The organism is Nonomuraea sp. NEAU-A123, assembly GCF_018603905.1.
Classification (GTDB): domain Bacteria; phylum Actinomycetota; class Actinomycetes; order Streptosporangiales; family Streptosporangiaceae; genus Nonomuraea.
The window spans coordinates 415,071-439,701 of the sequence record NZ_JAHFZZ010000006.1 but is presented as its reverse complement, the minus strand read 5'-3'; the positions used below and the strand labels follow the sequence as shown (position 1 = coordinate 439,701).

Sequence of the window (24,631 nt, the reverse complement as noted above, 5' to 3'; positions counted from 1 at the left end):
CCAAGCGTCAGTCCATCAGCGCGATCACCACCCACATGAACGCCGCCCCCGCCACCGTGGCCAGCAGCGTCGGACCAGCGGCACGGCTCGTGGTGTGGGCCTCAGGCAGGATGTCGGACGTCGCCAGATACAACAGGAACCCGGCGAACATCCCCAGGTACGCCCCCAGTATCCCGGCCGGGATCGCGATCACTGACGTCAAAGTCGCCCCCGTCACCGGTGCGAGCGCGTCCAGACCCAACAGCAGCACGGCCCGGCGGCGCGCGTTCCCGTACAGGGAAGTGATCGTGTACGTGTTGAACCCGTCCGTGAAGTCGTGCGCGATGACGCCGATCGCGACGGCGACGGCGAGCGTGGTGTCGGTCTGGAATGCGGCGCCGATCGCGGCGCCGTCGAGGAAGCTGTGGACGACGAGCCCGGTGCCGGCGACGAGGCCGACGCCCGCGTGCGAGTGGCGGTGTGAGGCGTAGTCGCCTTCGTGGGCGTCGTGCATGCCCATCGAGCGTTCGACGGCGTGGATGCCGAGGAACGCCAGCGCGAACATGAGCATCGGCACCGGCACCCCGCCGAGCTCGGCCGGTTCGCGCGAGAGCGCCTCAGGCAGCAGGTCGAACGCCACCACGCCGAGCATGACGCCGGCGGCGGCGCCGAGGACGAGGTGACGGCGTTCCTTGACCCGATGCGCGACCAGCCCGCCGAGCAGCGTCATCAAGAATGCCGCGAACGACAGCAGGATCGGCATGACGCTCCAGGCTAGGGGGCACGTGTGCGCCGTAGAGTCGCGACACGCTAAAACGCCAGGCGGGAGGGGTATAAAAGGGTCTAAGCTCTCTTGGCATGGTCGCGACGCTCCTGCACGAGATCCCCTTGCAGGGCGGGGATGTGACAGACGGGGTGGTCCGGGTCGGTGACACCGTGCGCAGGCCGGTGAGCCCGTCGACGCCCGCCGTGCACGCCCTGCTCCGCCACCTGGAAGCCGCCGGGTTCGAGGGCGCGCCGCGCGTGGTGGGCATGGACGGGCTCGGGCGGGAGATCCTCACCTATGTTCCGGGTACGACCGGGCTCGGCCTGGTGACGGTCACCGATGAGGCTCTGGTACGCCTGGCCGAGCTGCTGCGCGACTTCCACGACGCGACGCAGGGCTTCCCGCTGACCCGCGGCGGCTGGGAGGGCGGTTCGAACGACGACGCCGCCCCGGAGGTCATAGGTCACTGCGATTTGACCCTCGAAAACGTGATATTTCGTGACGGAAGGCCCCGGGCGTTGATTGACTTCGATCTGGCCCGGCCGACGACCCGGCTGTTCGACGTCGTCACGACGCTCAGGCACTGGGCGCCCATCGCCGACCCCGTCGACCTGGCTCCGCTCCAGCGTGGGCTGGACGTGGGGGCGCGGCTCCGCCTGTTCTGCGACGCGTACGGGGTGCCGCCCCGTGATCGCCGGCGGCTGCTGGAGCTGGCCAGACTCCGGTTCCAGCGCTCGTACACGGTCATGCGTGGCCGGGCGGCGGCGGGCGGGAGCTGGGCCAGGATGTGGGCGGGCGGCGCGGGCGAGCGCATCCGCCGGGCGGCCGTCTGGCTGGACAAGCACGAAGATAAGCTCCATGCGCATTTGGTCAGCTAAGTCCCACCCAACCAGGCCGCTGGGCATCGCGTTGGGGGTCATGCTCGACACCGTCGCTGGCGATCCGCGTACGGCCCATCCCGTCGCGCTGTTCGGCCGCGCCGCCACCAGGCTGGAGCGGTCCCTGTACGGCGACGCCAGGCCGAACGGCGTCGCCCACGTCGTCCTCTGCGCGGGCACGGCCGCCGGCCTCGGCGTGCTGGCCGAGCGCGTGGCGAACCCGGTCGTCCGTACGGCGTTGACGGCCGTCGCCACCTGGGCGGTGCTCGGCGGCACCACGCTGGCCCGCGAGGGCGCCTACCTGGCCGAGGCGCTGGAGGACGACGACCTGACCAGGGCACGCGCCCGGCTGCCCCACCTGTGCGGCCGCGACCCCGCCCGGCTGGAGGCGCCCGAGATCGCCAGGGCCACCGTCGAGTCGCTGGCCGAGAACGCCTCCGACGCCGTCGTGGCCCCTCTCTTCTGGGGGGCCGTGGCGGGCGTCCCCGGGCTGCTGGCCTACCGGGCGATCAACACGCTCGACGCGATGATCGGCCACCACTCGCCGCGCTATGAGCGTTTCGGGTGGGCGGCGGCCAGGCTCGACGACGTGGCCAACTACCTGCCGGCCCGGCTGACGGGTCTGATCACCGTGCTCGTCGCCCCGGACCGGGCGCGGGCGCTGGCCGTACTGCGAAGAGACGGACACCGCCATCCCAGCCCGAACGCCGGCCGGTGCGAGGCCGCGTTCGCCGGGGCGCTCGACCTCACGCTGGGCGGCACGAACGTCTACGGCGGCCGGACCGAGCACCGCCCGACCATGGGCGACGGCCCCAAGCCCGAGGCCGGGGACATCCGGCGCGCGGTACGCCTCACCCGCACGGTGAGCCTGACCGCCGCCGGCATCGCGGTGCTGGCCGCCTGGGGCCTGCGCCGCCGGGGTTGAGGTCCTACGTCAGGTTCTGCAGGTTCGTCACGAACCAGAACGCGATCACCACGATCACGCCCAGCCCGAGCATCACCCTGACCGAGCTGCCCGTGGACTGCCGCCTGATCGGTACGGCCCGCATGGAGTGCCGCCAGGCCTGCCGGGCCGAGACCATCGACTGGAAACGGCGTCCCGCGACGAACAGGGCGAGCGCGACGATGATGAATAAGACGACAATGCGGCTGTCGGACGTGTCCATAGAGCCGCTCCTCCGTAAGTCAAGGAGTTGTGCCCCCGCACAAGCTGAAAATCCCAGAATACTCAGCTGCGCCACTTTGTGAAGTTGTTAATTCCGGGGGGCAGGAGCAGGAGGAAGGCGGGCAGCCCGGCCAGAGCGGCCATGAGGACGGCGGTCAGCGTCAGGTTCCCGCCGGCCAGGAGCGGGGCGACGGCCGCGGCGCCGAGGGGCGGCGTGGCCTGCATGAGCGTACGGAGCACGCTGAACGCGCGGCCGCGCAGGGCGGGCGGGATGAGCTCCATGCGCAGCGACTGGGCCCAGACGGTCATCACCACCCCCGCCGCCCCGATCAGCAGGAAGCCCGCCGCCAGCACCCACCGGTCGGGTACGGCCAGCACCGCCAGGAATCCCGACGCCGCGAGGAGCTGCGCCAGCCCGATGGCCCGCAGCCGGCCGGTGTTCGGCTTCCACGACCCGGCCAGGAAGCCGCCCGCCAGCTCGCCCACCGACAGGGCGCTCAGCAGCAGCGCCAGCGTGGCCGGCCCGCCGGGCAGCCGGTCCTTGGCCAGCCACGGCCCGGCGACCAGCACCAGGGCGCCCTCGGCGATGTTGAACGCCATGAACGCCAGCGTCGTGCGTACCAGCGCCCGATCCCGCAGCAGGTGGGCCAGTCGCGGCCGGCCCGTCTCCGCCGTCACGTGCGGCCGCAGCGGCGTGCGGACCAGCAGCGCGGCCACCGCGAAGCACAGATAGCTGGCCGCGTCGAGCGCGAGCACGTTCACCGCGCCGATGGCGTCGATCAACGTTCCGGCCAGGGCGTAGCCCACGATTCCGGACACGGCGTACGCCAGGGACTCCAGCGCGTTGGCCTTGTCGAGCTCGTCCGGCTCGACGAGGTCCGGGATGGCCGCGGGCACACCGGCCATGGGCACCATCTTGAGCAGGCCGTGCAGGGCCGCCACCACGAACGGCAGCCAGCCCGGCATCCCGCCCAGCACGGCCGTCAGCGGCACGGTGGCCACCGCGACACCCCTGACCAGGCTGTCGGCGGCCAGCACGTGCCGCTTGTCGAAGCGGTCGAGCAGCGGACCCACGGCCAGCCCGCCGGCCAGCACCGGGGCGGTGTAGCAGGCGGCCAGCAGGCTCAGCGCGCCGACGCCGCCGGGGCCGTTGAGCACCAGCCAGGACAGGGCCACCAGCGTCATACCGTCGCCGACCAGCGAGATGGACGAGCCGATCCACAGCCGGCGGAAGTCCCGCGCGGCCAGAACGGTGAGCGTCATGCCGCGGCCCACAGGTGGTGCAGGGCGTAGGAGCGCCAGGGACGCCAGCTCGCGGGCGCCTGCCGTACCTGCCGGGTGGGCAGGAAGACGTCGGGGTCGGCGAGCGCGCGCATGCGGATGTAGGCGGCGGTCCGCTCGTCCACGCCGGGCACGGTACGCAGCTGCCGCTCGGCCGTGTCCCGGTCGGCGCCCGGATCGAGCGTGAGCCGCCCGGTGGCCAGCGCCTCCGCGATCGGGGCGACCTCGGCCAGCGCCGCCACCGGCGGGAACAGCCGGGTGACGCCCCCCGCCGGGCTGCCGAGCGGCTCACCGAACCGCTCGACCAGCTCCACCAGCTCGTCCCCCGGCCCGCACACCGCGCGCACGGCCAGCTCGGCGGGGTCCACGTGGCCGGGCGCGCGCAGCCCCGGACGGGCCGCGACCAGCGGGGCGAGCACCGGGTCCGCGCCGAGCACCTCCTCGATCTCGCGCGGGTCGGCGTCGAGGTCGAGCAGCACCCGGCACCGCCGCACGGCGACCGCCAGATCCCTGACGTCCGCCAGCAGCAGCTCGCACCGCATGTGATCGCCGCCGTCCGTTACATCCACCACGCCTGTCCCGTACGGCAGGCGCAGCGACCTGCGGTAGAACCCGGCCCCACCCTCCTCGACCCCGGGCACGGCCCGCGCGGCCAGGTAGCCGAACAGCGCGTCCACGTCCAACGGCGGCCGATAGGCCAGCCGCACCTGGACCCGCACACCCCGCGAGCTCGGCACGCCCACCGACCCCAGCGCGGCCTTCTCGGCTTTCCCGGCTTTCCCGGCGACGCGGGACCGCAGCTCAGTGGGGGTCAGCCCGTACAGCTGCCTGATCGTCTGGTTGAACTGCCTGATGCTCGCGAACCCAGCCGCGAACGCCACCTCCCCCACCCCCAGCCCCGTCGACTCCAGCAGGATCCGCGCGGTCTGCGCCCGCTGCGCCCTGGCCAGCGTCTGCGGTCCGGCGCCGAGCTCGGCCAGCAGGAGCCGGTGCAACTGCCGTTCGCTGTAGCCGAGCCGGGCGGCCAGCCCCGAGACGCCCTCCCGGTCCACCAGCCCGTCGGCGATCAGCCGCATCGCCCGCCCGGCCACGTCGGCCCGCAGGTTCCACTCGGGCGAGCCGGGCGCCGCGTCGGGACGGCAGCGCTTGCAGGCCCGATGTCCCGCCTGCTGGGCGGCCGCCGCCGAGGGGTAGAGCCGCAGGTTCTCCGGCTTGGGCATGGCCGCCGGGCAGCTCGGCCGGCAGTAGACGCCCGTGGTGGCGACCCCGACGAAGAACCGCCCGTCGAAGCGCCGGTCGCGGCTCCTGAGCACCGCGTACAGGTTGTCAGCATCCATCACCCGACCCACTGTGACGTGCGCCGGGGCGCGGCGGCTAGCCACGATCGGACGCCAACGGCAACGCCCTACAGGAGCCCGGTACGGCGGGCCAGGGACGCCGCCTCGACCCGCGAGCCCACGCCGAGCTTGGCCATGATGTTGGACACGTGGACACCCGAGGTCCTGGCCGAGATGAACAGCCGCTCGGCGATCTGCTTGTTGCTCAGCCCCTCGGCCACCAGCTCCAGCACCTCCAGCTCCCGCGCCGACAGCCCGGGATCGGCCGTCAGACTCACCCTGCCACTGGCCGCCGCGGCCTCGACTTCGCGCCGCAGCGGCTCCGAACCCAGCCGCCCGGCGATGGCGGCGGCCTCACGCAGCAGCTCGCGCGCCGCCTCGGGGCCCTGTTCGGCCGCCCTGACCAGGGCCTGCCCCAGCGTGTACGGCTGACCGACCGCCCGCCACGCGGCCACGGCGGCCGCCCACGAGCCCCCGCACTCGGCCTCGAACATCGCCCGGTACGCCTCCTGGACCCGCCCCATCGTCTCCATCCCCGGAGGCGCCTGCCGTACCCGGCCCGTACGCGCGGCGATCACCAGCAGCGGCCAGGCGTAGCGACGGCTGAGCGTCAGATCGTGCGCGGACAGCACGTGATCGGCCAGCCGCCCGGCCCGCTCCACGTCACCGGCGGCGACGGCCAGCCTGCCTTCGAGCAGGTCAGGCTCCAGACACGAGTCGTACCCGCGCGAACGCCCGCGCATCAGCGGCCTGGCCCGATCCAGAACGGCGGCCGCCTCCTCCAGCGAACCCTCCCAGACCGCCACCGTGCCGAGCACCATCAGCAACCAGGCTCGGTGGATCGGCGGCGGGTCGAGCGCCAAGGCCGCGTCAATGACCTCGCGCGCCTCCTTCCAGCGGCCGAGGGAGGCCAGGGGCTCGGCCAGGTTCGCGGCGATGTGGGCGCCGCGCGAGCGGGCCATGCCCACCCGCCTGGCCTGCGCCATGCCCCGGCGCGCGACCGCCTCCGCCCTGACGTGCTCCCCCGCCGCCTCCAGTACGTCGGCCTCGCCAGCGTACGCGACCAGCACCGTGTCGTCGTCGGGAGCGGCGGCCCGCGCCTCGGCGTGCAGCCTCGACGCGGTCGCCAGGTCGCCGTCGAGCGCGGTGAGCGCGGCCAGGGTGACGAGAGACCTGGCGTCGCCGAGCGCCAGCGCGTCCTCGGCGTGGGCACGGGCCTCGGCGTCCTGGCCGTTCCAGGCGAGGGTGTTGGCGAGGGCGCCGATCAGTCGGGCCTCACGCGGCGCCAGCCGTACCGCTTCACGCAGATCCGCCAGGCCATCCTCGCCGAGCAGGTCACGGATCGCCACCCGCAGCTCCAGCAGATGGGCCGCCCGCAGCGAATCACCGCTCACCTCGTCAAGCGCCAGACTCGCAAGCTCCTCGGCCCGCTCGGCATCGCCCACATGCAGCGCATCCTTGGCCGCCAACTCCAGCACCGCGGCATGATCCATACCGCCGACCAGATCCGCGCCGCCGGCACGGCCTCCGCCACCAACCGAGCCCTCGCCGCCCTGGTGTCCTCCGTCGTCGGAGTAGTCCCACAGTTCCAGTACGCGGTCCCAGCGGCGTGCCTGCCAGGCCGCCTGGAAGGCGCGGCGTCTGTCGCCCGCCGCGTACCAGTGGTCGGCGGCCAGTTCCGGCCGCGCCTCGGCGCAGCGGATGTGCAGGCGGATGCGCTCGCCCGGCAGCAGGTCGTCGTAGACCGCGTCCCGGATCAGCGTGTGCCTGAACACGTAGCCGTCACCATCCACCAGCAGCAACCGAGCCCGGACGACCGGCCGCAGCGCCTCGTCCAGTGCCAGGTCGTCCAGTCCGGCCACGGACCGCAGCACCTCGTGCGGCGTCCTACTCCCCTCGTACAGCGCCGAACGCGACACAGAAGACGACACGGCGGCGATCCGCAGCACGTCCAGGCTGACCTGACCGAGCCGCTCCGCACCGGTGAGCAACAACTCGCGCAGCGAGGCAGGCGTAGTGGGCGTGGTGGGCGTAGTGGGCGTGGTGGCGCCCGCATCGGCCAGCGCCTCAGCGAACAACGGGTTGCCCTCACTACGCGCCACAATCCGATCGATGTCGGTACGGGCAAGCCCAGGCGCCACGCCCAACATGCGCGCCACCTCGTCGCGACCCAGCGGCGGGACCTTGAGAACCTCGGCCACAGGCAGGCGCACCGGCTCACGCGAGGTCGCGATCACCAGCACGCCGGGCCGCGTCAAGTTACGCAACAGGAACACCAGCAGGTCCCGCGTGGCCTGATCGGCCCAGTGCAGATCCTCCAGTACGAGCACGACGGGCCGCCGCTCCGCCACCCGCTCGACCAGCAGCAGCACCTCTTCGAACAGCCTGGCCCGTCCCAGCTCCGGATGTTCCTCCAGTTCGCCGAGCTCGGGCAGCAGCCGCGCCAACCCCATCCGGCCCCCGCCGGGGATGAGCTCGGCGCCGTACTCCCGGACCAGTCGGCGCAACACCGGCACGAACGGCGCATACGGCATCACACCCTGACCGGCCATCGGCTGAAGGGCCGTTCCCGGGTCGGCGCCGCCCTCGGCCACCAGCGCGTCGACGCCGCGCGTGAACTCGCGTACCAGGGACGATTTGCCGATACCCGCCTCACCGACGACGAGCACCGCCCCCGGCGTACGCTCCAGGGCGGCCGCCAGCGCGGCGAGCTGCTTCTCACGTCCGACGAACACATCACCACACTATGAAGAGGGGGCTACGCATCATGCCCGATGTGCCTAAGGCGGTCATCCGGCACAGTCGGCATCATGCTGACTCGCCCGATACCGGCGCCCTCTGGCTCGCTGCTCACCCGCCCGCTGCTCCTGGCCATGGCCGCCGCGGCCAGTGGGCTGCTGGGGTTCTATCTGCTGTTCGCGACCATGCCGCTGTACGCCGCGTCGGGTGGCGCGGGCGAGTCCGGGGTGGGTCTGACGACCGGCGCCATGATGCTGTCCACGGTTCTGCTGGAGCTGGCCGTGCCGTGGCTGCTGTCGAGGTACGGCTACCGTGCCGTGCTGGCGCTCGGGCTGGTGCTGCTCGGTCTGCCCGCCTTGTTGCTGCCCTTGTCCGCGGGGTTGCCGCTGGTCATCACGGTGGCGCTGCTGCGCGGTGGCGGGCTCGGCATCCTGGTCGTCGCGGGCACCGCGCTGGCCGCCGAGCTGGTGCCGGCCGAACGGCGCGGCGAGGGAATGGGGCTGTACGGGGTGGCGGTGGGCGTTCCGTCGGTCATCGGGCTGCCGCTGGGCCTGTGGGCGGCCGGAGTGCTCGGCTTCACCCCGGTGCTCGTCGTGGGCGCCCTGATCCCGCTGGCCGGACTGGTCACGGTGCTCGCGCTGCCCGCCATCAACCCCGCCACAGCACCCGGCACCCACCCCACCACAGAATCCGACACCGAGCCTGACACCGGACCCACCGCCGGGAATGCCGGGAGCACCGGGAAGGGGAACGCTGGGACGTTCGATCTGCGCGTCCAGGTGCGGCCCACGCTGATCTTCGCCGCCGTCACGCTGGCCGTCGGCGTGCTGGTGACGTTCCTGCCGTTGGCCGGGTCGCCGGAGCTGGCCTCGGCGGCGCTGCTCGCCCAGTCGCTCGGCACGCCGCTGGCCCGCTGGTGGGCGGGCAGGATCGGGGACGGGCACGGCTCGGAGCGGCTGCTGGCGCCCGGCATACTCGTCACCGCCGCCGGGGTCGCGCTCCAGGTCTGGGCCGGCGAGCCGGTCGCGGTGGTGGTGGGGATGGCGATGTTCGGGGTCGGGTTCGGGGTGCTGCAGAACGCCACGCTGGCGCTGATGCTCGAACGCGGTCCCTCGGGCCCGGTCAGCGCCCTGTGGAACCTCGCCTACGACGCGGGGATGGGCGTCGGCGCGATGGGGTTCGGCCTGTTCATCGGCCACACCGGCTACCCCGTGGGCTTCGCCGTGACCGCCGCCCTGGTCACCGCCACCCTGCCACTGGCCCGAAAGCGCGCCCTCTCCGCAGGCCCTGCTCGCCGCCACGGCGATGGCGCACCACTCGACGCCCGCTGAACACGGATCAGCCAGCCCGCTCGACGCCCACCGTGATCTCGTTGCCCAGCTTGTAGGCGCCCACGAGGTCGAGAGAGTCGCCGCTCCAGAACCTGCCCGGGTCGTACCAGTTGGGCCGGCGCCCGCCGGGCAGCAGCCCCATCTCCTCGTACGTGACCGCGACGATCTCGGCGCAGTAGGCGCTCTCCAGCGTGCGCTCCCCCATCCGGCGCCGAAGCTGCGGGACCCGTCCCTTGGCCCAGCGGGCCGCCATCCTCGCGGTGGAGGGGAACGGCGTGCCGTCGAGCCGCGCCACCGCGCGCAGGGCGGCGTCCTCCATCTCGGGCGTCGCCTCGGGTTCGAGCTGGCGGAGCCAGGCCCGCTGGCCGTACCTGTTGGCCCAGACGGTGACCGCGTCGCGCAGGTCGTGGAGTTGCACTCCGCGCTGGTGGCTGCCCGACCACAGGTCGGGCAGCGACCTGCCGAGCTCGGCGTGCCACATCATGGGCGGCAGGTCCTCGACCACGATCGCCATACCGACGTGGTTGATCGGGCTGTTGGTCATCGTCTGGATGGCGCGGTCCGGCACCGAGCGCCCGCGGAAGACCCACACATCGCCGGTCCTGGTCAGGCTCACGGCCTCGTCGAGAGTCAGCACACCGCTAGCGTAGGCACATGCGCTGGTGGAAGATACTCGGATTGGCTGGGGTCGCGGGAGTCGCGGCCACCGGGGTGGCGATCGCGCGGGCCGAACGGCGCCGCCGCGCCTACACCCCGCAGGAGATCAAGGAACGGCTGCGCGACCGCGTCGAGGGCAACCGCGAAGTGACGCCATGAAGAAGTGACGCCATGAACACCATCAGCCGGCGGGGCGCAGGTCGTAGACGAAGACCACGTCGGGATAGGCCGGGTTGTCGTCATAGCCCTGGATGCCGCCGAGATAGGCGCGCTGGTAGTTGACCACCCAGGGCAGCGCACCGGCCACCCGCTGGTCCAGCACCCGGCTCGTGGCCTGGGCGAAGCCGCGCTGGGCGGCGGCCTTGTCGGTCACCGTGAGCTTGGGCAGCGTGTCGAGCAGGGCGTCGGTCCGCTTGTCCTTCAGGTAGGCCAGGTTGAAGATCGGCGGCTCGGCGCTGTGGAAGACGTTGCCGAACCACGAGTAGCCGTCGGCGTAGTCGGGCCACCAGTACATGACGAAGATGTCCTGGCCGCGCTTCTTGCCCAGCTCCCATTGGGCGTTCCACGGCATCGCCCGCGCGTCCAGCGTGACGTTGAGCGTCTTGAGCGTGGCCTGCAGCCTGGTGACCAGCAGCCGCTCGTCGTTGTCGCCCTCGGCGTAGGTGAGCCGTAGCCGCAGGGGCTTGCCGCCGGGGCCGTAGCCCGCAAGCTGGAGCTGCCGCGCGGCCTCCACGAGGTCCTGCTTCGGTACGCGCCCAGGGGTGTGGCCGGGCAGCCCCTCCGGCACGATGCCGCTGGCCGGTGAGGCCGCGCCCTTGAGCGCCCGGATGATGCCCTGGTAGTCGACGGCCTTCTGCACCGCGCGCCGCACCCGCACGTCGGCCATCGGGCGCGCGGCCGTGTTGAACAGCAGCATCGCCGTCTGGAACGACGCCCGCGCGGACGTGCGCAGGCCCGGCGTGACCGACGCCCTGGCGAACAGCCGCGGGTTGAGCCGGTCCACGAAGCTCACGTCGCCGTGGAGCAGCATCTTCCAGGCCCGGTCGGTGTCGGGCACGACGCGGTACTCGACCGTGCGGTAGTGAGGCTGGCTCCAGCCGCGCCAGTAGCCGTCGTACGACTTGAGCGTGAGCTCCTTCTCCTTGCCCTTGCGCCAGCTCGCGATCGTGTACGGTCCCGAGCCCGCGTCCCGGCCCGCCTGGAACCACTTGCCGAGGTCGGGAGCGGCCTGGGTGTCGTAGATGTAGGCCGCGTAGCCGGAGGAGGCGACCAGATCCAGCGGGACCGGGTACTTGAGGGTGAACGTCACGGTCTCCAGGTCGTCGGCCCGGATGGCGGACACCGCGTCCCAGATGTACGACGCGCCGGTCCCGGTCTTGATCGTCCGCTCGATCGACGCCTTCACCGCCGCGGCGTCCAGGGCCCTGCCCGTGTGGAAGGTAACGCCGGACCGGAGGGTGAACGTCCACGTCTTGCCGTCGGCCGACGAGCGCCAGGAGGTGGCCAGCCGGGGGCTGGACTTCTTGGTCACCGGGTTCCAGACGGTCAGCGTCTCGTAGATGTTCTGCAGGGCGATGATCTCGTTGGAGTACGAGCGACTGGGATCCCAGTCGGAGATCACGTCCAAATTCTGAACGTAGACGAACGACGACTCGCCGGCCGGTGCCTGCCGTACCACCTCTGACGGGGTCGAACACGCGGCGATGGAGAACACCAGCGCGGCGACCGCTGTGAGACGACGGCGCAACGCATCTCCCTCTGTGACGGATGTACGCCGAAACCTACTGCACGATGCCGGTCAAAAGTCCAAAAGTCCCGAAAAATTAGCCATTCCAGAGATCGAATTGCTATCCTCTGGGCTTGTCCCGTCCGGGGTTGCCAGCAGGGGACCGACCGGAATGAGGTGCCATGGGTCGTAGCCGCACGATCCGCATGAAGATCATCGGTCTACTGCTGGTTCCGCTCGCTTCGATGGTGGTGCTCTGGGGAGTCATCACCGCCGTCACCGCGAGCGAGAGCCTGGAGCTGCGCCAGTACAAGACGCTCTGGACCAACCTGCGACTGCCCGCGTACAAGCTCATCAACCAGATCCAACTCGAGCGCCTCGCCTCGGTGAAGCTGCTGCGTACGGAGAGCCCGGCCGACAGGTCGGCCACCGCCGCGGAGCGCACCAGGACGGACGCGGCCGACGCGGACTTCAAGAAGCTCTCCAGCACGTCCATGAACGCGTCGGAGACGATCCGGACACAGGTGGACGCGGTGCTCACGCAGATGGACCGGCTGGACGCGGTCAGGGCCGAGATCGACGCGGGCCTGTCCGACCGCCTGCGCGCGGTCGAGTCCTACAACGCGATGACCGACGCCCTGTTCGGCCTGCACAGGCGGGTGGCGTTCATTGACGACATCCCGATTTATGAGCAGTCGCGCATCGTCATCGACATGGGCTACGCCAAGGAGCTGCTCACCAGGGAGCAGGCCATCGCGGTCGGGCCGACCACGGACGCCGAGCGCAGGCTGTTCACCCAGTGGGTCGGCAACCGGCGCTTCATCATCGACCAGGCGCTCGGCGAGCTCGACCCGCGCCTGCGCGACACGCAGGTGTCGCTGATCACCTCGCCCGCCTACCAGCGGATGCGGCTCATGGAAGACCAGATCATCGCGGGCGCCGCCCCGAAGTCCTGGCTGACCACGGCCGACACGCTGGCCAAGTCGTTCCAGGAAGCCCAGATGCAGGCGAGCACGATGCTCTCCGAGCGGGCGGAGCCGGTGGCGGACTCGGTGCTCTACCGGGCGTTCCTGCTGGCCGGAACGTGTTTCATCCTGGTGATCGTGTCGATCGCGTTCTCGCTGCGGATGGGCACGCGGCTGTCCAAGGAGCTGGGCGCGCTCCGGCTGGCCGCGCTCGAAGTGGCCCGGGAGCGGCTGCCGCAGGTCGTGGCCAAGCTGCGCAAGGGCGAGGCGGTCGAGGTGCCCGAGCTGTCGGTGGCGAGCACGACCGCCGAGATCGCCGACGTCGGCCAGGCGTTCTCCATCGTCCAGCAGACGGCCGTGGAGGCCGCGGTCGGGCAGTCGCAGCTCCGCGACGGCGTCGGCTACGTCTTCCGCAACCTGGCCAGGCGCAGCCAGACGCTGCTGCACCGCCAGCGGATCCAGCTTGAGGGCATGCAGCACCGTGCGACCGACCCGGACGCCCTCGACGACCTGTTCCGCCTCGACCACCTGACCACGCGCATGCGCCGCCACGCCGAGGGCCTGATCATCCTGTCGGGCGCCACCCCCGGCCGCGGCTGGAGCAAGCCCGTGCCGCTGCTGGACGTGGCGCGCGGCGCGGCGGCCGAGGTCGAGGACTACCAGCGGGTCACCGTCGAGCCGATGCCCGGGCAGCGCCTGGCCGGGCCGGTCGTCGGCGACGTGATCCACCTGATCGCCGAGCTCATCGAGAACGCCACCGTCAATTCCCCGCCGCACACCACGGTCATCGTGCGCGGCGAGGCGGCGGCCCGCGGCTTCGTCTTCGAGGTGGAGGACCGCGGTCTCGGGATGGGTGAAGAGGAGCTGGCCGACTTCAACGAGCGGCTGGCCAGCCCTCCGGAGTTCGACCTGGCCGACAGTGACCGGCTCGGCCTGTTCGTCGTCTCCCGCCTGGCCGCCAGGCATGACATCCGCGTGACATTACGCGGTTCACCATATGGAGGGACCACCGCGATCGTGTTGATCCCGGCAGAACACGTGAGCGACCCGCCGGCCGAGCCGGAGGAGCGCGCCCAGGAGCCCGCCCCACGCCCCATGCGGGTGGTGCCCAGTGAATGACGAGCGGTGGCTGGATGAGGACGCGGGTCCCATCGTCCCCGCCTACTTGCTGACCCGGGGCCGTACCGTCCCCGCGAGCGAGGCCATCGACCTCATCGCGGTGATCATCACGGCCGGTGGCCTGGCGCCGCCCGCCGGGCTCGGCCCCGAGCATCTGATCATCATGCAGAAGTGCACGAAGCCGACCCGGCTCGTGGACGTGGCCGCCGAGCTGAACCTGCCCATCGGCGTGGTCAGGGTCCTCTGCGGCGACCTGCACGCGCAGCAGCTCATCCAGGTCGAGCCGCCGCGCGCCGCGCCGGACGCCACGGTGCTGCTGGAGGTGATCAACGGCCTGAAGGCGCTCTGAGCGCCGCCTTACGGCGTCGCGATGGCGACGCGCCGGTTGAGCAGGCCGAACACGGCCGCGAACACCGCGGCCACCCCGCCCGCCACGGCGGCGACACCGAAGACCCACTGGTAGCCGAGTACGCCCGGCTGGGCGGCCAGGAGCGCGGCGATGACCGCGCCCGCGGTGCTGCCGCCCACGATGCGCACCAGTGCGTTGACCCCGGCGGCCAGCGCCGTCTTGTCCGGGCTGACGTGCTCGACCGCCATGGTGCCGAGAGCCGCGTACCCCACGCCGAGCCCGATGCCCAGCAGTGACGTCGCCACGTAGATGTCGCCGCCGGTCCGGTGGGCGAAGACCAGCCAGAGTGCCGCGAGCCCGACGACCCCGCCACCGGCCGCCACCATCGACGAGGCCGAGAACCGGCGCATGAACCGCCCGGCGAACAACGAGATCACCAGCATGAACAGCGTGCTGGGCAGCAGGTAGAACCCCACCTGCAAGGTCGAGGCCCGCAGTCCTGAGGCCGGTGCCTGGGTGAACCCCGACACACCCGTCATGACGGTGAAGAAGGCGAACCCGAGCAGCATCGAGGCCACGGTCGCGCCGATCGTGCCCCGCTGCACCAGCATCGACATCTGCACCAGCGGCTCGGCCACCCGCCGCTCGACGGCCACCCAGGCCAGCGCGCCCACCACCGTGACCGCGAACAGCCCGAGCACCCCCGGCGAGCCCCAGCCCCACGAGCCGCCCTCACTGATGGCCAGCAGCAGCGCGACGAGCCACACGGTCAGCAGGAACGCCCCGGCCAGGTCGGGACGCCCGCCACCGCCCGGCGCCTGGTCGCGTACCAGGAAGGCGACGATCACCGTGGCGACCACCGTGATCGCGCCGGTGATCCAGAACACCGCGTGGTAGTCACCCGAGGCGAGCCCCGCGAGGATCATCCCGCCACCGCTGCCGAAGCCCATCGTGGCACTGATCACCCCGATGCCCGTGGCCAGCTGCTGCCTGGGCAGCAGGTCGCGGACCACACCGATCGCCAGTGGCACCAACGCCGCCACGGACCCCTGCAGCACCCGGGCCACCAGCAACATCGGCAGGGAGGTGGCGAGCCCGGCCATGACGGAGCCGATCACCAGGAGGCCCAGCGCGCCAAGGATGATCGCCCGTCTGCCGTACATGTCGCCGAACCTCGACAGCAGCGGCGTGGCCACCGCGCCGACCAGCAGGCTGAGCGTGAGCGTCCAGCTCACCGCCGAGAGCGAGGTATGCAGCTCGCGCTGGAGCACGGGAAGCAGGGGAACCACCGCGGTGTTCTGCAATGCGGCGATGGAGGCCGCGAACGCGAGCGCGACCACGGCGGGCCACGGGCTCTTGTTCGAGGTCCCAGGTTTCGGGGAAGCGACCACTGTCGCCATGACAGCTCCTTTAGATAACTTGGGTAAGTAACCGAGAGACGATAATACATACGTAAGTTAGGTAAGCGAAGCGATGGGCGAAGATCTCAACAAGACCGTGGCGGCCTTCAGGCGGTTGGTGACCACCCTCAACCGCGCCAAGACGCACGAGCGGCTTACCGAGGCGGCCGGTGTCCGGCTCGACCGGCCCGACGTGCAGGTCCTCGTCTATCTGCTCGACGCCGGCGAGCCGCGCAGGGTGGGCGCGATCGCCGAGGGCCTGCAGGTGGAGAGCCCGCACGTGACCCGGCACGTCTCGTCGCTGGAGCAGCGCGGGCTGCTTTCCCGGGTCAAGGACCCCGACGACGGCCGGGCCTGGCGGATCGCGCTCACCGATGAGGGCGCCGCGGCGGCCGCCAGTTGCCGCCGCGTCACCACGGAGTGGTTCGACGGCGCGATCTCCGACTGGCCCGATGACGAGCGGGCCGAGTTGGAGCGGCTGCTGTCCAAACTCTCCGACGACCTGTGCACGCACCTCCAGGACCGCTTCGCGGACACCGCCGCCAAGTGACCGGCCCGTCAGGACACCAGCACGTCCTCGGCGCGGTGGCAGGCCACCTGCCGGCCGTCGACGTCCCTGAGCGCGGGCGCCTCCTCGCACTCCGGCACCGCCAGCGGGCAGCGCAGCCGGAACGGGCAGCCCGTCCCGGCGGGCCGCGCCTCGGTCCTGCCCGTGGTCACGGGCGGCGCGCCCCCGAGCTTCGGTACGGCGTCACGCAGCGCCAGCGTGTACGGGTGCGCGGGCCTGGCCAGAATGTCGGCCGTCGGGCCCGACTCCACGACGCGGCCCGCGAACAGCACGTGCGAGGTGCGACAGAGCCGGCCGACCACGGCCAGGTTGTGGGTGATGAGCAGGCGTTCGGTGTCGAGGCCGGTCAGCAGGTCGAGGATCCTGGCCTGGACGGTCACGTCGAGCGCGCTGGTGGGCTCGTCGAGGATGAGCAGCCGCGGGCCGACCGCGAGCGCCCTGGCGATGACCACGCGCTGCCGCTGACCTCCCGAGAGCTGGTGCGGGCGCCTGGTGGCCAGCTCCGGGGAGAGGCCGACCTGTTCCAGGAGTTCGGGGACGCGGTGTCTGGCGTTCCTCGGCAGGGCTTCGGCTATGGAGCCGCCGATGCGCATCCTGGGGTCGAGGGCTTCGGCTTGGAAGACCGGTTGGACGTCCCTGCGAAACGCCCTCATGTCCGCATTTTTCAGGGTCTGCTTGCCGTACCAGATATTTCCGGACGTGGGGGTGAGCAGGCCGAGGAAGGCCCGCGCCAGCGTGGTCTTGCCCGAGCCGCTCTCGCCGATCAGGCCGACGCCGCCGTCGACGAGGTCGAGTGTGACGTCGTGCACGACGGGCGTCCGGCCGTACCCGAGCGTCACCCCCTCCGCCCTGAGCATCGTCACGGCAGCGCCTCCAGCAGCTCGCGGGTGTACGGATGGGACGGCGCGGCGAGCACCTCGGCGGCCGGGCCGCTCTCCACGACCGCGCCGTCCTTCATGACCAGCACCCGGTCGGCGATCGTGGAGACCAGGGCCAGGTCGTGGGAGACGAGCAGCAGGGCCAGGCCGCGTTCCTCGCGCAGCCGCCGCAGCACGCCGACCACCTCGGCCTGCACGGTCACGTCGAGCGCGCTGGTGGGCTCGTCTGCCAGGATCACCTCGGCGCCGAGCGCGATGGCCAGCGCGATCGCGAACCGCTGCGCCTGGCCGCCCGAGATCTCGTGCGGATAACGGCGCAGGATGCCCGGGTCGAGCATGACCGCCTCGACGGCCTCCACCATGACCCGGTCGGCGCCCAGGCCGTGCAGCTTCAGCGCGCGGCGCATCAGGGTGCCCAGGCGGGTCGTGGGGCTGAGCGCGGCCTGGGGCGACTGCATCACGAGCGCCACCCGGGCGCCCCGGATCTCGCGGAGCCGCCGTTCCGGCGCCTGGAGCACATCGACCCCACAGACCCGGATATTTCCAGACACGTGGGCGCCTTCGGTGAGGCCCAGCAGCGAGAGCAGCGTGGTCGACTTGCCCGACCCGCTCTCTCCCACGATCGCCACGCACTCTCCTTCACGCACGTCCAGCTCGGGCACGGCGGCGACCAGCCGCTCGCCGTAGCGCACCTGAAGATCCCTGACCTCGATCACTTCACGACCCTTCGCGGGTCCAGGGCGTTGCGCAGCCCCTCCCCCAACACGTTGAAGGCGAAGGCCGTCACCAGGATCGCCAGCCCGGGGAACGTCACGACCCACCAGTTCGTGGTGAACAGCGTCTGCCCCTGCTCCACCATCAGCCCCCACTCCGCCGTCGGCTCCTGCGCGCCGAGGCCCAGGTACGACAGCGCGGCGGCGGTGAGGATCACCCCGCCCGCGTCGAGGGAGATCTGGACCAGGACGGGGGTGAGCGAGTTCGGCAGGACGTGCCTCAGGATGATCATGGGCGCGGGCACGCCCAGGCAGCGGGCCGCGTCCACGTAACTCCGGGTGGAGATGGAGGCCGCCACGGAGGCGGCCAGCCGGGCGTACCAGGGCCACCAGGTCACCGCGATGGCCACGATCGCGGTCGTCACGCTGGGCTCCAGCACCACGGCCAGTGCCAGCGACAGCAGCAGCGCGGGGAAGGCCAGGAAGACGTCGGTGACGCGCATGATGACGTCCCGCAGCCAGCCGCCCGCGTAGCCGGCCACCACGCCCAGCGTGACGCCCACGGCCGCCGACATCGCCAGCACGGCCACGGCGATGGTCAGGGAGGTCCGGCCGCCGTACAGGACCTGGGTGAGCACGTCGCGCCCGACCTTGTCGGTCCCGAACCAGTGCGCGCCGCTCGGCGGGAGCAGCGTGTGGACGAGATCGAGCCGGTCCACGGGGTACGGCGCGAGCCACGGCGCCAGGATCGTGGCCAGCAGGATGACCACGATGAGCACCGCCCCGGCGGCGGCGAACCGGTCGGTGACCTTCGGCAGCGTACGGCGCAGCCGCACCGGCTCCTCGGCCACCCGCGTCTCCGTCATCGGGCCCTCGCTCTCGGGTCGACCACGCCCTGGAGGAGGTCCACGACCAGGTTGGCCAGCACATAGACCACGGCGACCAGCAGCGTGACGCCCGCGATGGCCGGAGTGTCGCGGTTGGAGATCGACTGGACGGCGTACCGGCCCAGCCCCGGCCAGTTGAACACCGCCTCGACCAGGAACCCGTTCACGATCGCGTACGCGAAGACCAGGGCGATCAGGGACAGCACCGGGTTCAGCGCGGGCCGCAGCGCGAACCTGGTCAGGATCGACGTCTCCCCGAAGCCGAGCGCCCGCTCCAGCCGGGCGTGGTCCTGACCGGACTCCTCGATGAGCGCCGCCCTGGTCATCTGCGCGATCACGCCCGTCGGGTAGGCCGCCACGACCACGGCGGGCAGCACCAGGTGTTCGAGCGTGCTGGTGAAGATCGGCCAGTTGCCGGTGATGAGCGCGTCGACGATGGTGATGTTGGTCCAGAGCGTCAGCGGGCTGGTGGTGTCGAGCGCGGAGTCGTACTCGCCGGCGATCGGGAACCAGCCGAGATTGCTGGCGAACACCGTCTGCAGGGCCAGGGCCAGCCAGAACACCGGCACCGAGACGGCCAGCATGCTGGTGATCCGCACCCCAAAGTCCGGAAATTTCGTCTTATAGCGGGCGGCGAGCACGCCGACCGGAATGCCCACCGCGATCGCGAGGAGCAGCGCCGTACCGACCAGTTCCAGCGAGGCGGGGAAGGCGAGCAGCAGATCGTCGCGGACCGGCTGCCGGGTACGCAGGCTGGTGCCCCAGTCGCCCGTCACCAGGTCTCTGATGTAGTTCCAGAGCTGCACCGGGATCGCGTCGTCCAGCCCGAACCGCAGCCGGGCCGCGGCGAGCTCCTCGGGAGTCGCCTTCGGCCCGGCGAACGCGACCGCCGGATCGCCGGGCACCAGCCGCATGATGGCGAACGTGAGCACGATCACGCCGGCCACGACCAGGACGGCCTGGCCGAGGCGGCGGACCAGATAGCGCGGCATGGGTCAGCTTGCGGGCTTGAGATCGTAGAAGAAGACCACGTTGGGATAGGCCGGGTTGTCGACGTACCCCTGCACGTCCGCCGTCAGCGCGCGCTGGTAGGTCTGCACGTACGGCACCGCCACCGCGGCCTGGTCCTGGATGATCTGCTTCTGCAGGGTCGCGTACGACTGCTCGGCGGCGAACCTGTCGGTGGCCGTGAGCTGCGGCAGCGCGTCGATCTCCTTGTCGATCTCGGCGTTCTTCAGATAGGAGAGGTTGAACTGCGGCTTGTCCGCGCTCCTGAACACGTTGAGGAACCACGAGTACGCGTCGGCGTAGTCGGGATACCAGTACATGACGAAGATGTCCTGGCCCTGCTTCTTGCCCTGGTCCCACTGCGCGTTCCAGGCCATCGGCTTGGCCTCCAGGCTCACGTTGAGCTCCTTCAGCGCCGAGCTGAGCAGCGTGACCAGGAGCTTCTGGTCCTCGTCGCCCTGGGCGTAGGTCATCTTCAGCTTCAGCTCGGGCAGGTCGCGGCCGTAGCCCGCCTCGGCCAGCAGCTCCTGCGCCTTGGCCAGGTCCTGCTTGGGCTCCAGGTTGGCGGTGTAGCCGATGAGGCCCTGCGGCACCAGGCCGGTGCTCTTCCTGCCCGCGCCCTTCAGCGCCGCGATGAGGCCGTCGTAGTCGAGCGCGAGCTGGAGCGCCTGCCGAATCTTGACGTCCTTCATCGGACCCGTGGCGGTGTTGAACAGCAGGAGGAGGTTCTGGAAGGACGGCGTCTGCGAGGTCTGCACGCTCTGGGTCGCGCCGGCCTGCTCGAAGAGCTGTGGGTTGAGGCGCTCGACGAAGTTCACCTCACCCTTCTGCAGCAACTGCCAGGCGGTGGTGATCTCGGGGGTGACCCGGAAGGCGATCTTCTTGTACTGCTCGGGCTTCCAGCCGCCCCAGTAGTCCTCGTACGCCTTCAGCGTGAGCTCGGTCTCCTTGCCCTTCTGCCAGGTGTCGATGGTGTACGGGCCGGTGCCGGCGTCGGTCTTGCCGTCCTTGAGCTTGTCGGCGGCGGCCGTGTCATAGATGTAGGCGGCGTAGCCGGAGGAGGCGATCAGGTCGAGCGGGGCCGCGTACTTGAGGGTGAACTTCAGCGTCGCCGGGTCGGGCGTCTCGATCGTCTTGACCGAGCCCCAGATGTAGGCGGCGCCCGCGTTCATCTTGATCGTGCGCTCGATGGCCTTCTTGGCCGCCTCGGCGTCCACGCTGGCGCCGGTGTGGAACTTCACGCCCTGGCGCAGCTTGAACGTCCACTGCTTGCCGCCCTCGGCCGACGTCCACTCGGTGGCCAGGCGCGGCTCGGGCTTCTGCGACTGGGTGTTGTACCTGGTTAATCCCTCATAGATGTTGGACATCGCGATGATCTCGTTGGAGTACGAGGTCGCCGGGTCCCAGTCCGTCACCACGTCGAGGTTGGGCGCGTAGACGAAGGTGGCGTCGTTGGCCTTGGTGGCGGCGACGGTGGAGTCGCTCGTCGTGGCGCTCGGTTTCGGGGTCCGGTCCGCACCGCGCACCTGGCCGCCCGCGCACGCGGATGCGGTCATGGCCACGGCACCGGCGACCCCGGCGACGAGCAGACGCTTGTGCCAGCGCATGGGTGGGGAGTCCTTTCGATCTGTCACCGGGAGAGAGGTCCGGCGGCTTTGACGTGTACCCGCACCGCGGGCTCGGAGAGGTAGCTCAGCGGCACCTCGAGCAGGTCGACGATCTCCACCCCGGCCGGATCCGCGCCCGCGGCCACGGCACGAGCCGCCGCTTCCTCCTTGGCTCTTTCGATCGCCTTTGACCGGCTTTCGCCCGCCGGCAAGATCGTATCCACTCTGCCGCTCGCCAGGGCGATCGCGGCGCCAACAGCGTTGGCCACCTCGGCGTGCTCTGGGCGGATGACGCGACTCACGCCGGGGATCTCGGCGGGTAGCAGGAACGCGCCGCCACCCACCGCCACCAGCGGGCGGTCGGCCCGGCCGAGCGCCATCCGGTCCACGGCGTCGATCACCATCGCGTCGGCGACGGCCAGCGCCCTTTGCAGAGTGTCTCGGAAAGTTTCCGACATGTCGCCCTTGCCGCGCCAGCCGGCCGCGTCCGCCGGGACGCGGTCGCCCGCCACGGCGGCGTCGGTGAGCGTCATCGTGGAGCCGCCGAACACCAGCGCCTCCTCCGCGATCCGGTACCCCACCGAGTCCGGCCCCACCCGCACGCCCATCGCACCGGCGGCTCTGAGCACGGTGCCGCCGCCCAGCGCGATGGCCAGGATGTCCGGCATCCGGAAGTTCGTCAGCACCCCGCCGATCTCCACCGCCGCCGCCGACTCCCTCGGGAACCCGCCGACGAGCACACCCAGGTCCGTGGAGGTACCGCCCACGTCGGCCACGATCGCGTCGCGCGCCCCCGACAGGAACGCCGCCCCGCGCAGCGAGTTCGCCGGTCCGGAGCCGATCGTGGACACCGGCAGCCGCGCGGCGTGCGCCACCGTCATCAGCGTGCCGTCGTTCTGGGCGAGGTACGGCTGCGCGCCCAGCCCCCGTTCGGCCAGCGCCGTCACCAGGGCGTCGGTCACGTGCGCCGCCACGCCATACAGGGCGGCGTTGAGCACGGTCGCGTTCTCCCGCTCCAGCAGCCCGAGGGAGCCGATCTCGTGGCTCACCGAGACAGGCAGCCCGTACTCGTTCCCGACCAGCTCCTCGACGACCCGCTCCTGGTCGGCGCTGGCCGGGCTGAACACGCCGGTCACCGCCACGGCATCGGCCCGCACGCCGTCCATGAACCGGCGGATCGCGCCGAGGTCGAGCGGGCTGATCTCGCGGCCGTCGACGTAGTGGCCGCCCGGCACGATGGCCTCGCCGGCGGACACGGCCTTACGCAGGTCGTCCGGCCAGTCGGAGAGCGGCGGCACCGAGGTGGTCGCGGGCGCGCCGAGCCGGAGCACGGCCACCCGGCCGAGGTTCCTGCGCTCCAGGATCGCGTTGGTCGCGTGCGTGGTGCCCAGCATGACCCGGGTGATCCGCTCCCACGCGGCCACTTCGGCGAGCACCGCGTCCAGCGCCGCCCGCAGCCCCGCGGTCACGTCCGGCGTCGTCGGCCGCTTGGCCTTCGCGATCACTCGGTCGGACGCGTCCAGCACGACGGCGTCCGTGTTCGTGCCGCCGACGTCGATCCCGATCCGCAACGCGCCCTCAGCCACGCGGCTCCCCCTTCACCAGCTCCTCGATGGGCACGTACTCCAGGTCGTAGCCGAACGCGCGCGGCCCCGCCGTCTCCAGCCCCTTGGGCGTGCGCCAGAGCGGGTCGCACGGCCAGGCGAGCACCGTGACGCGCTGGCCGTACCGCAGGCCCTCGGTCTGGACGGCGGCGGCCGTCTCGGTGTCGACCACGGTGATCAGGTCCGGCACCATGGCTCGGGGCCGGCCGTTCTCGAGGGCGACGAGGTTCTCGTTCTGGAGCTCCAGTGTGAGCGTGCGGCCCCGGTCGTCGCCGGTGCCGTCGATCGTGGCCGTGCCCCTGACGAACCCGCCGGTCGTACGCCGTTCGACGTCCGTCAGCTTGCCGGTGATCAGCCGGGCCGCGCCGAGCCGTTCCTCCAGCGCGCGCAGCGGCTCCGCCGTGCCCTCGGTGGCGCGGCCGATAGCCAGCGCGCGGGTGACCGTACCCTCGATGACCGCGCCGCGCGCCTGTGCGGCGGTGAGCACGTAGTCGGCCATCAGGGCGGTCGAGCCCGCCGCCACGCAGACGGCGCGCGCCAGCCGCTCCGACCAGAGGCCGTCGATGGGGCGGATCGTCACGATGTTCCCCACCACGTCGGACATGACGACGAGGTCGGCGGGCAGCCCCGCCACGTACATCGACACCATCTGCACTTCGGGGAACGCCCGGCCCATGGCGTCGGCGTCCAGCAGCGGCAGGCCGAGCTGGGCGGCCCAGGCGACGGGCGCGACACCGTTCGACCCGCCGATCTCCGACGACATGACCGCGGCCGGCGGGCGGCCGAAGATCCGCTCGATCTCCTCCGCGATCCGCTTGGCCTCGTCCTCGCTGTGGATCATCTCGTGACTGACAGTCGGCGCGCCGATGCCGGACAGCGGTACGACCAGCGCGTCGCCGGGCAGCTCCGCCAGCTCGACCAGCGGCACCGGCCCGTACGTCTGGATCGCCCGGATCGCCGCCAGCGACCCGGTCCGCACGTCTCCTCCGCCTCCGGTGCCCAGCACGGCACATCCCCGGGCGAGGGCGGGAATGTCACTGATGTCGATACTCATATGGCGACACAACCAAGCACATAGCCACCCGTTGCGCCAGTCAGAGCTGTCAGGTCGGCGAACCGATTGCGCCACCCGGTCCGCGCGGCGAGGCTCATGTGGGGGCAAGCTTCGGTGTACCGGCAGATGCGGAAAGGTGAGCGTGAGCATGCGGATTTCGGTGGCGACCGACAGTCTGGACGGCGTGGCCGAGCGCGTCGTACGACTCCTGCGCACGCGCGGCCACGAGGTGGTCACGCACGGCGCGCTCAACGCCGAGGAGCGCGCCGACTGGGCGTGGGCGTCCGAACTCGCCGCGCGCGACGTGAGCGAGGGACGCGCCGACCAGGCCGTCGTGTGCTGCTGGACCGGCACCGGCGCCTCGATCGCGGCGAACAAGGTGCCGGGTGTACGGGCGGCGCTCTGCGTCGACGCCTACACGGCCGGCGGGGCGCGCAAATGGAACGACGCCAACGTCCTGGCACTGAGCCTGCGGCTGACCTCCGAGGTCGTGCTCGACGAGATCCTCGACGCCTGGCTGGCCGGCGCGCCGAGCACGGACGCCGTCGACCAGGCGAACGTCTCCCACCTCGACGCGATCTGACGAATGACCTTCGATGGAAGCTCGGAAACGTCGGTGC

General features: G+C 71.4%; 23 protein-coding genes. 8 read left to right on the top strand and 15 right to left on the bottom strand.

The features are described 5' to 3' along the window. Positions 1 to 7 precede the first annotated feature (7 nt). Positions 8 to 742, bottom strand: a complete 735-nt coding sequence (locus tag KLK06_RS21155) for a ZIP family metal transporter (protein ID WP_214637250.1) — start codon at positions 740 to 742, stop codon at positions 8 to 10. Between the two features lie 95 nt (positions 743 to 837). On the opposite strand from KLK06_RS21155, the gene KLK06_RS21150 reads away from it, so the two are divergent. Then, entirely contained in the window at positions 838 to 1,623 is a 786-nt protein-coding gene (locus tag KLK06_RS21150) for an aminoglycoside phosphotransferase family protein (RefSeq protein ID WP_214637249.1), read from the top strand. Then, positions 1,604 to 2,548: a cobalamin biosynthesis protein gene (locus KLK06_RS21145; RefSeq protein WP_214637248.1), complete on the top strand. Its 945-nt coding sequence runs from the start codon at positions 1,604 to 1,606 to the stop codon at positions 2,546 to 2,548. Before KLK06_RS21150 ends, KLK06_RS21145 begins: the two co-directional genes overlap by 20 nt. 4 nt (positions 2,549 to 2,552) lie before the next feature. On the opposite strand, the gene KLK06_RS21140 is transcribed toward KLK06_RS21145, so the two are convergent. The 4 genes from KLK06_RS21140 to KLK06_RS62380 form a co-directional block, all read right to left on the bottom strand. Continuing rightward, positions 2,553 to 2,789, bottom strand: coding sequence for a hypothetical protein (locus KLK06_RS21140; protein ID WP_214637247.1), 237 nt, complete (start codon positions 2,787 to 2,789; stop codon positions 2,553 to 2,555). 62 nt (positions 2,790 to 2,851) lie between these two features. Further along, positions 2,852 to 4,051, bottom strand: a complete 1,200-nt coding sequence (locus tag KLK06_RS21135) for an MFS transporter (protein WP_214637246.1) — start codon at positions 4,049 to 4,051, stop codon at positions 2,852 to 2,854. Next, positions 4,048 to 5,406 (bottom strand): DNA-3-methyladenine glycosylase 2 family protein, encoded by a 1,359-nt coding sequence (locus KLK06_RS21130; RefSeq protein ID WP_214637475.1) that lies wholly within the window; start codon positions 5,404 to 5,406, stop codon positions 4,048 to 4,050. Before KLK06_RS21130 ends, KLK06_RS21135 begins: the two co-directional genes overlap by 4 nt. A 68-nt stretch (positions 5,407 to 5,474) precedes the next feature. Next, a complete protein-coding gene (locus tag KLK06_RS62380) occupies positions 5,475 to 8,141 on the bottom strand; it encodes an AAA family ATPase (RefSeq protein ID WP_214637245.1) in 2,667 nt (888 codons plus the stop codon). Between the two features lie 75 nt (positions 8,142 to 8,216). Between KLK06_RS62380 and KLK06_RS21120 the strand changes: the two genes are divergently transcribed. Next, a complete protein-coding gene (locus KLK06_RS21120; RefSeq protein ID WP_214637244.1) occupies positions 8,217 to 9,476 on the top strand; it encodes an MFS transporter in 1,260 nt (419 codons plus the stop codon). Between the two features lie 7 nt (positions 9,477 to 9,483). Here KLK06_RS21120 and KLK06_RS21115 read toward each other — a convergent pair whose 3' ends face one another. Beyond that, complete coding sequence (locus tag KLK06_RS21115) at positions 9,484 to 10,110, bottom strand: hypothetical protein (RefSeq protein WP_214637474.1); 627 nt, start codon at positions 10,108 to 10,110, stop codon at positions 9,484 to 9,486. A 20-nt stretch (positions 10,111 to 10,130) separates the two neighbouring features. Here KLK06_RS21115 and KLK06_RS21110 point away from each other — a divergent pair, with 20 nt between their 5' ends. Continuing rightward, a complete protein-coding gene (locus KLK06_RS21110) occupies positions 10,131 to 10,292 on the top strand; it encodes a hypothetical protein (RefSeq protein ID WP_214637243.1) in 162 nt (53 codons plus the stop codon). A gap of 22 nt (positions 10,293 to 10,314) precedes the next feature. Here the strand turns inward: KLK06_RS21110 and KLK06_RS21105 are convergent, their stop codons facing one another. Continuing rightward, positions 10,315 to 11,880 (bottom strand): ABC transporter substrate-binding protein, encoded by a 1,566-nt coding sequence (locus KLK06_RS21105; protein WP_214637242.1) that lies wholly within the window; start codon positions 11,878 to 11,880, stop codon positions 10,315 to 10,317. Between the two features lie 161 nt (positions 11,881 to 12,041). On the opposite strand from KLK06_RS21105, the gene KLK06_RS21100 reads away from it, so the two are divergent. Beyond that, complete coding sequence (locus tag KLK06_RS21100) at positions 12,042 to 13,943, top strand: nitrate- and nitrite sensing domain-containing protein (protein ID WP_250905743.1); 1,902 nt, start codon at positions 12,042 to 12,044, stop codon at positions 13,941 to 13,943. After that, a complete protein-coding gene (locus KLK06_RS21095; protein ID WP_214637241.1) occupies positions 13,936 to 14,292 on the top strand; it encodes a DUF742 domain-containing protein in 357 nt (118 codons plus the stop codon). Before KLK06_RS21100 ends, KLK06_RS21095 begins: the two co-directional genes overlap by 8 nt. 8 nt (positions 14,293 to 14,300) lie before the next feature. Here the strand turns inward: KLK06_RS21095 and KLK06_RS21090 are convergent, their stop codons facing one another. Further along, on the bottom strand, positions 14,301 to 15,692 hold the full coding sequence (locus tag KLK06_RS21090) for an MFS transporter (RefSeq protein WP_214637240.1): 1,392 nt from the start codon (positions 15,690 to 15,692) through the stop codon (positions 14,301 to 14,303). A gap of 73 nt (positions 15,693 to 15,765) precedes the next feature. On the opposite strand from KLK06_RS21090, the gene KLK06_RS21085 reads away from it, so the two are divergent. Then, positions 15,766 to 16,242 (top strand): MarR family winged helix-turn-helix transcriptional regulator, encoded by a 477-nt coding sequence (locus KLK06_RS21085; protein WP_214637239.1) that lies wholly within the window; start codon positions 15,766 to 15,768, stop codon positions 16,240 to 16,242. 8 nt (positions 16,243 to 16,250) lie between these two features. Here KLK06_RS21085 and KLK06_RS21080 read toward each other — a convergent pair whose 3' ends face one another. The 7 genes from KLK06_RS21080 to KLK06_RS21050 are packed head-to-tail and all read right to left on the bottom strand — an operon-like array spanning position 16,251 to position 24,011. After that, positions 16,251 to 17,117 carry an ABC transporter ATP-binding protein gene (locus KLK06_RS21080; protein ID WP_250905823.1) on the bottom strand — a complete coding sequence of 289 codons (867 nt, stop codon included), beginning with the start codon at positions 17,115 to 17,117 and terminating at the stop codon, positions 16,251 to 16,253. Positions 17,118 to 17,119: 2 nt separating this feature from the next. Then, positions 17,120 to 17,854 carry an ABC transporter ATP-binding protein gene (locus KLK06_RS21075; protein WP_214637237.1) on the bottom strand — a complete coding sequence of 245 codons (735 nt, stop codon included), beginning with the start codon at positions 17,852 to 17,854 and terminating at the stop codon, positions 17,120 to 17,122. Next, positions 17,851 to 18,717 (bottom strand): ABC transporter permease, encoded by an 867-nt coding sequence (locus KLK06_RS21070; RefSeq protein ID WP_214637236.1) that lies wholly within the window; start codon positions 18,715 to 18,717, stop codon positions 17,851 to 17,853. The genes KLK06_RS21075 and KLK06_RS21070 overlap by 4 nt, the downstream gene beginning before the upstream one ends. Beyond that, positions 18,714 to 19,730, bottom strand: a complete 1,017-nt coding sequence (locus KLK06_RS21065; RefSeq protein ID WP_214637235.1) for an ABC transporter permease — start codon at positions 19,728 to 19,730, stop codon at positions 18,714 to 18,716. The genes KLK06_RS21070 and KLK06_RS21065 overlap by 4 nt, the downstream gene beginning before the upstream one ends. Positions 19,731 to 19,733: 3 nt before the next feature. Beyond that, positions 19,734 to 21,353 (bottom strand): ABC transporter substrate-binding protein, encoded by a 1,620-nt coding sequence (locus tag KLK06_RS21060; protein WP_214637234.1) that lies wholly within the window; start codon positions 21,351 to 21,353, stop codon positions 19,734 to 19,736. Positions 21,354 to 21,376: 23 nt separating this feature from the next. Continuing rightward, a complete protein-coding gene (locus KLK06_RS21055) occupies positions 21,377 to 22,939 on the bottom strand; it encodes a hydantoinase/oxoprolinase family protein (RefSeq protein ID WP_308168370.1) in 1,563 nt (520 codons plus the stop codon). Continuing rightward, positions 22,932 to 24,011 (bottom strand): DUF917 domain-containing protein, encoded by a 1,080-nt coding sequence (locus tag KLK06_RS21050; RefSeq protein ID WP_250905742.1) that lies wholly within the window; start codon positions 24,009 to 24,011, stop codon positions 22,932 to 22,934. The genes KLK06_RS21055 and KLK06_RS21050 overlap by 8 nt, the downstream gene beginning before the upstream one ends. Positions 24,012 to 24,159: 148 nt before the next feature. Here KLK06_RS21050 and KLK06_RS21045 point away from each other — a divergent pair, with 148 nt between their 5' ends. Next, positions 24,160 to 24,594: an RpiB/LacA/LacB family sugar-phosphate isomerase gene (locus tag KLK06_RS21045; protein WP_250905741.1), complete on the top strand. Its 435-nt coding sequence runs from the start codon at positions 24,160 to 24,162 to the stop codon at positions 24,592 to 24,594. Positions 24,595 to 24,631: the final 37 nt, after the last annotated feature.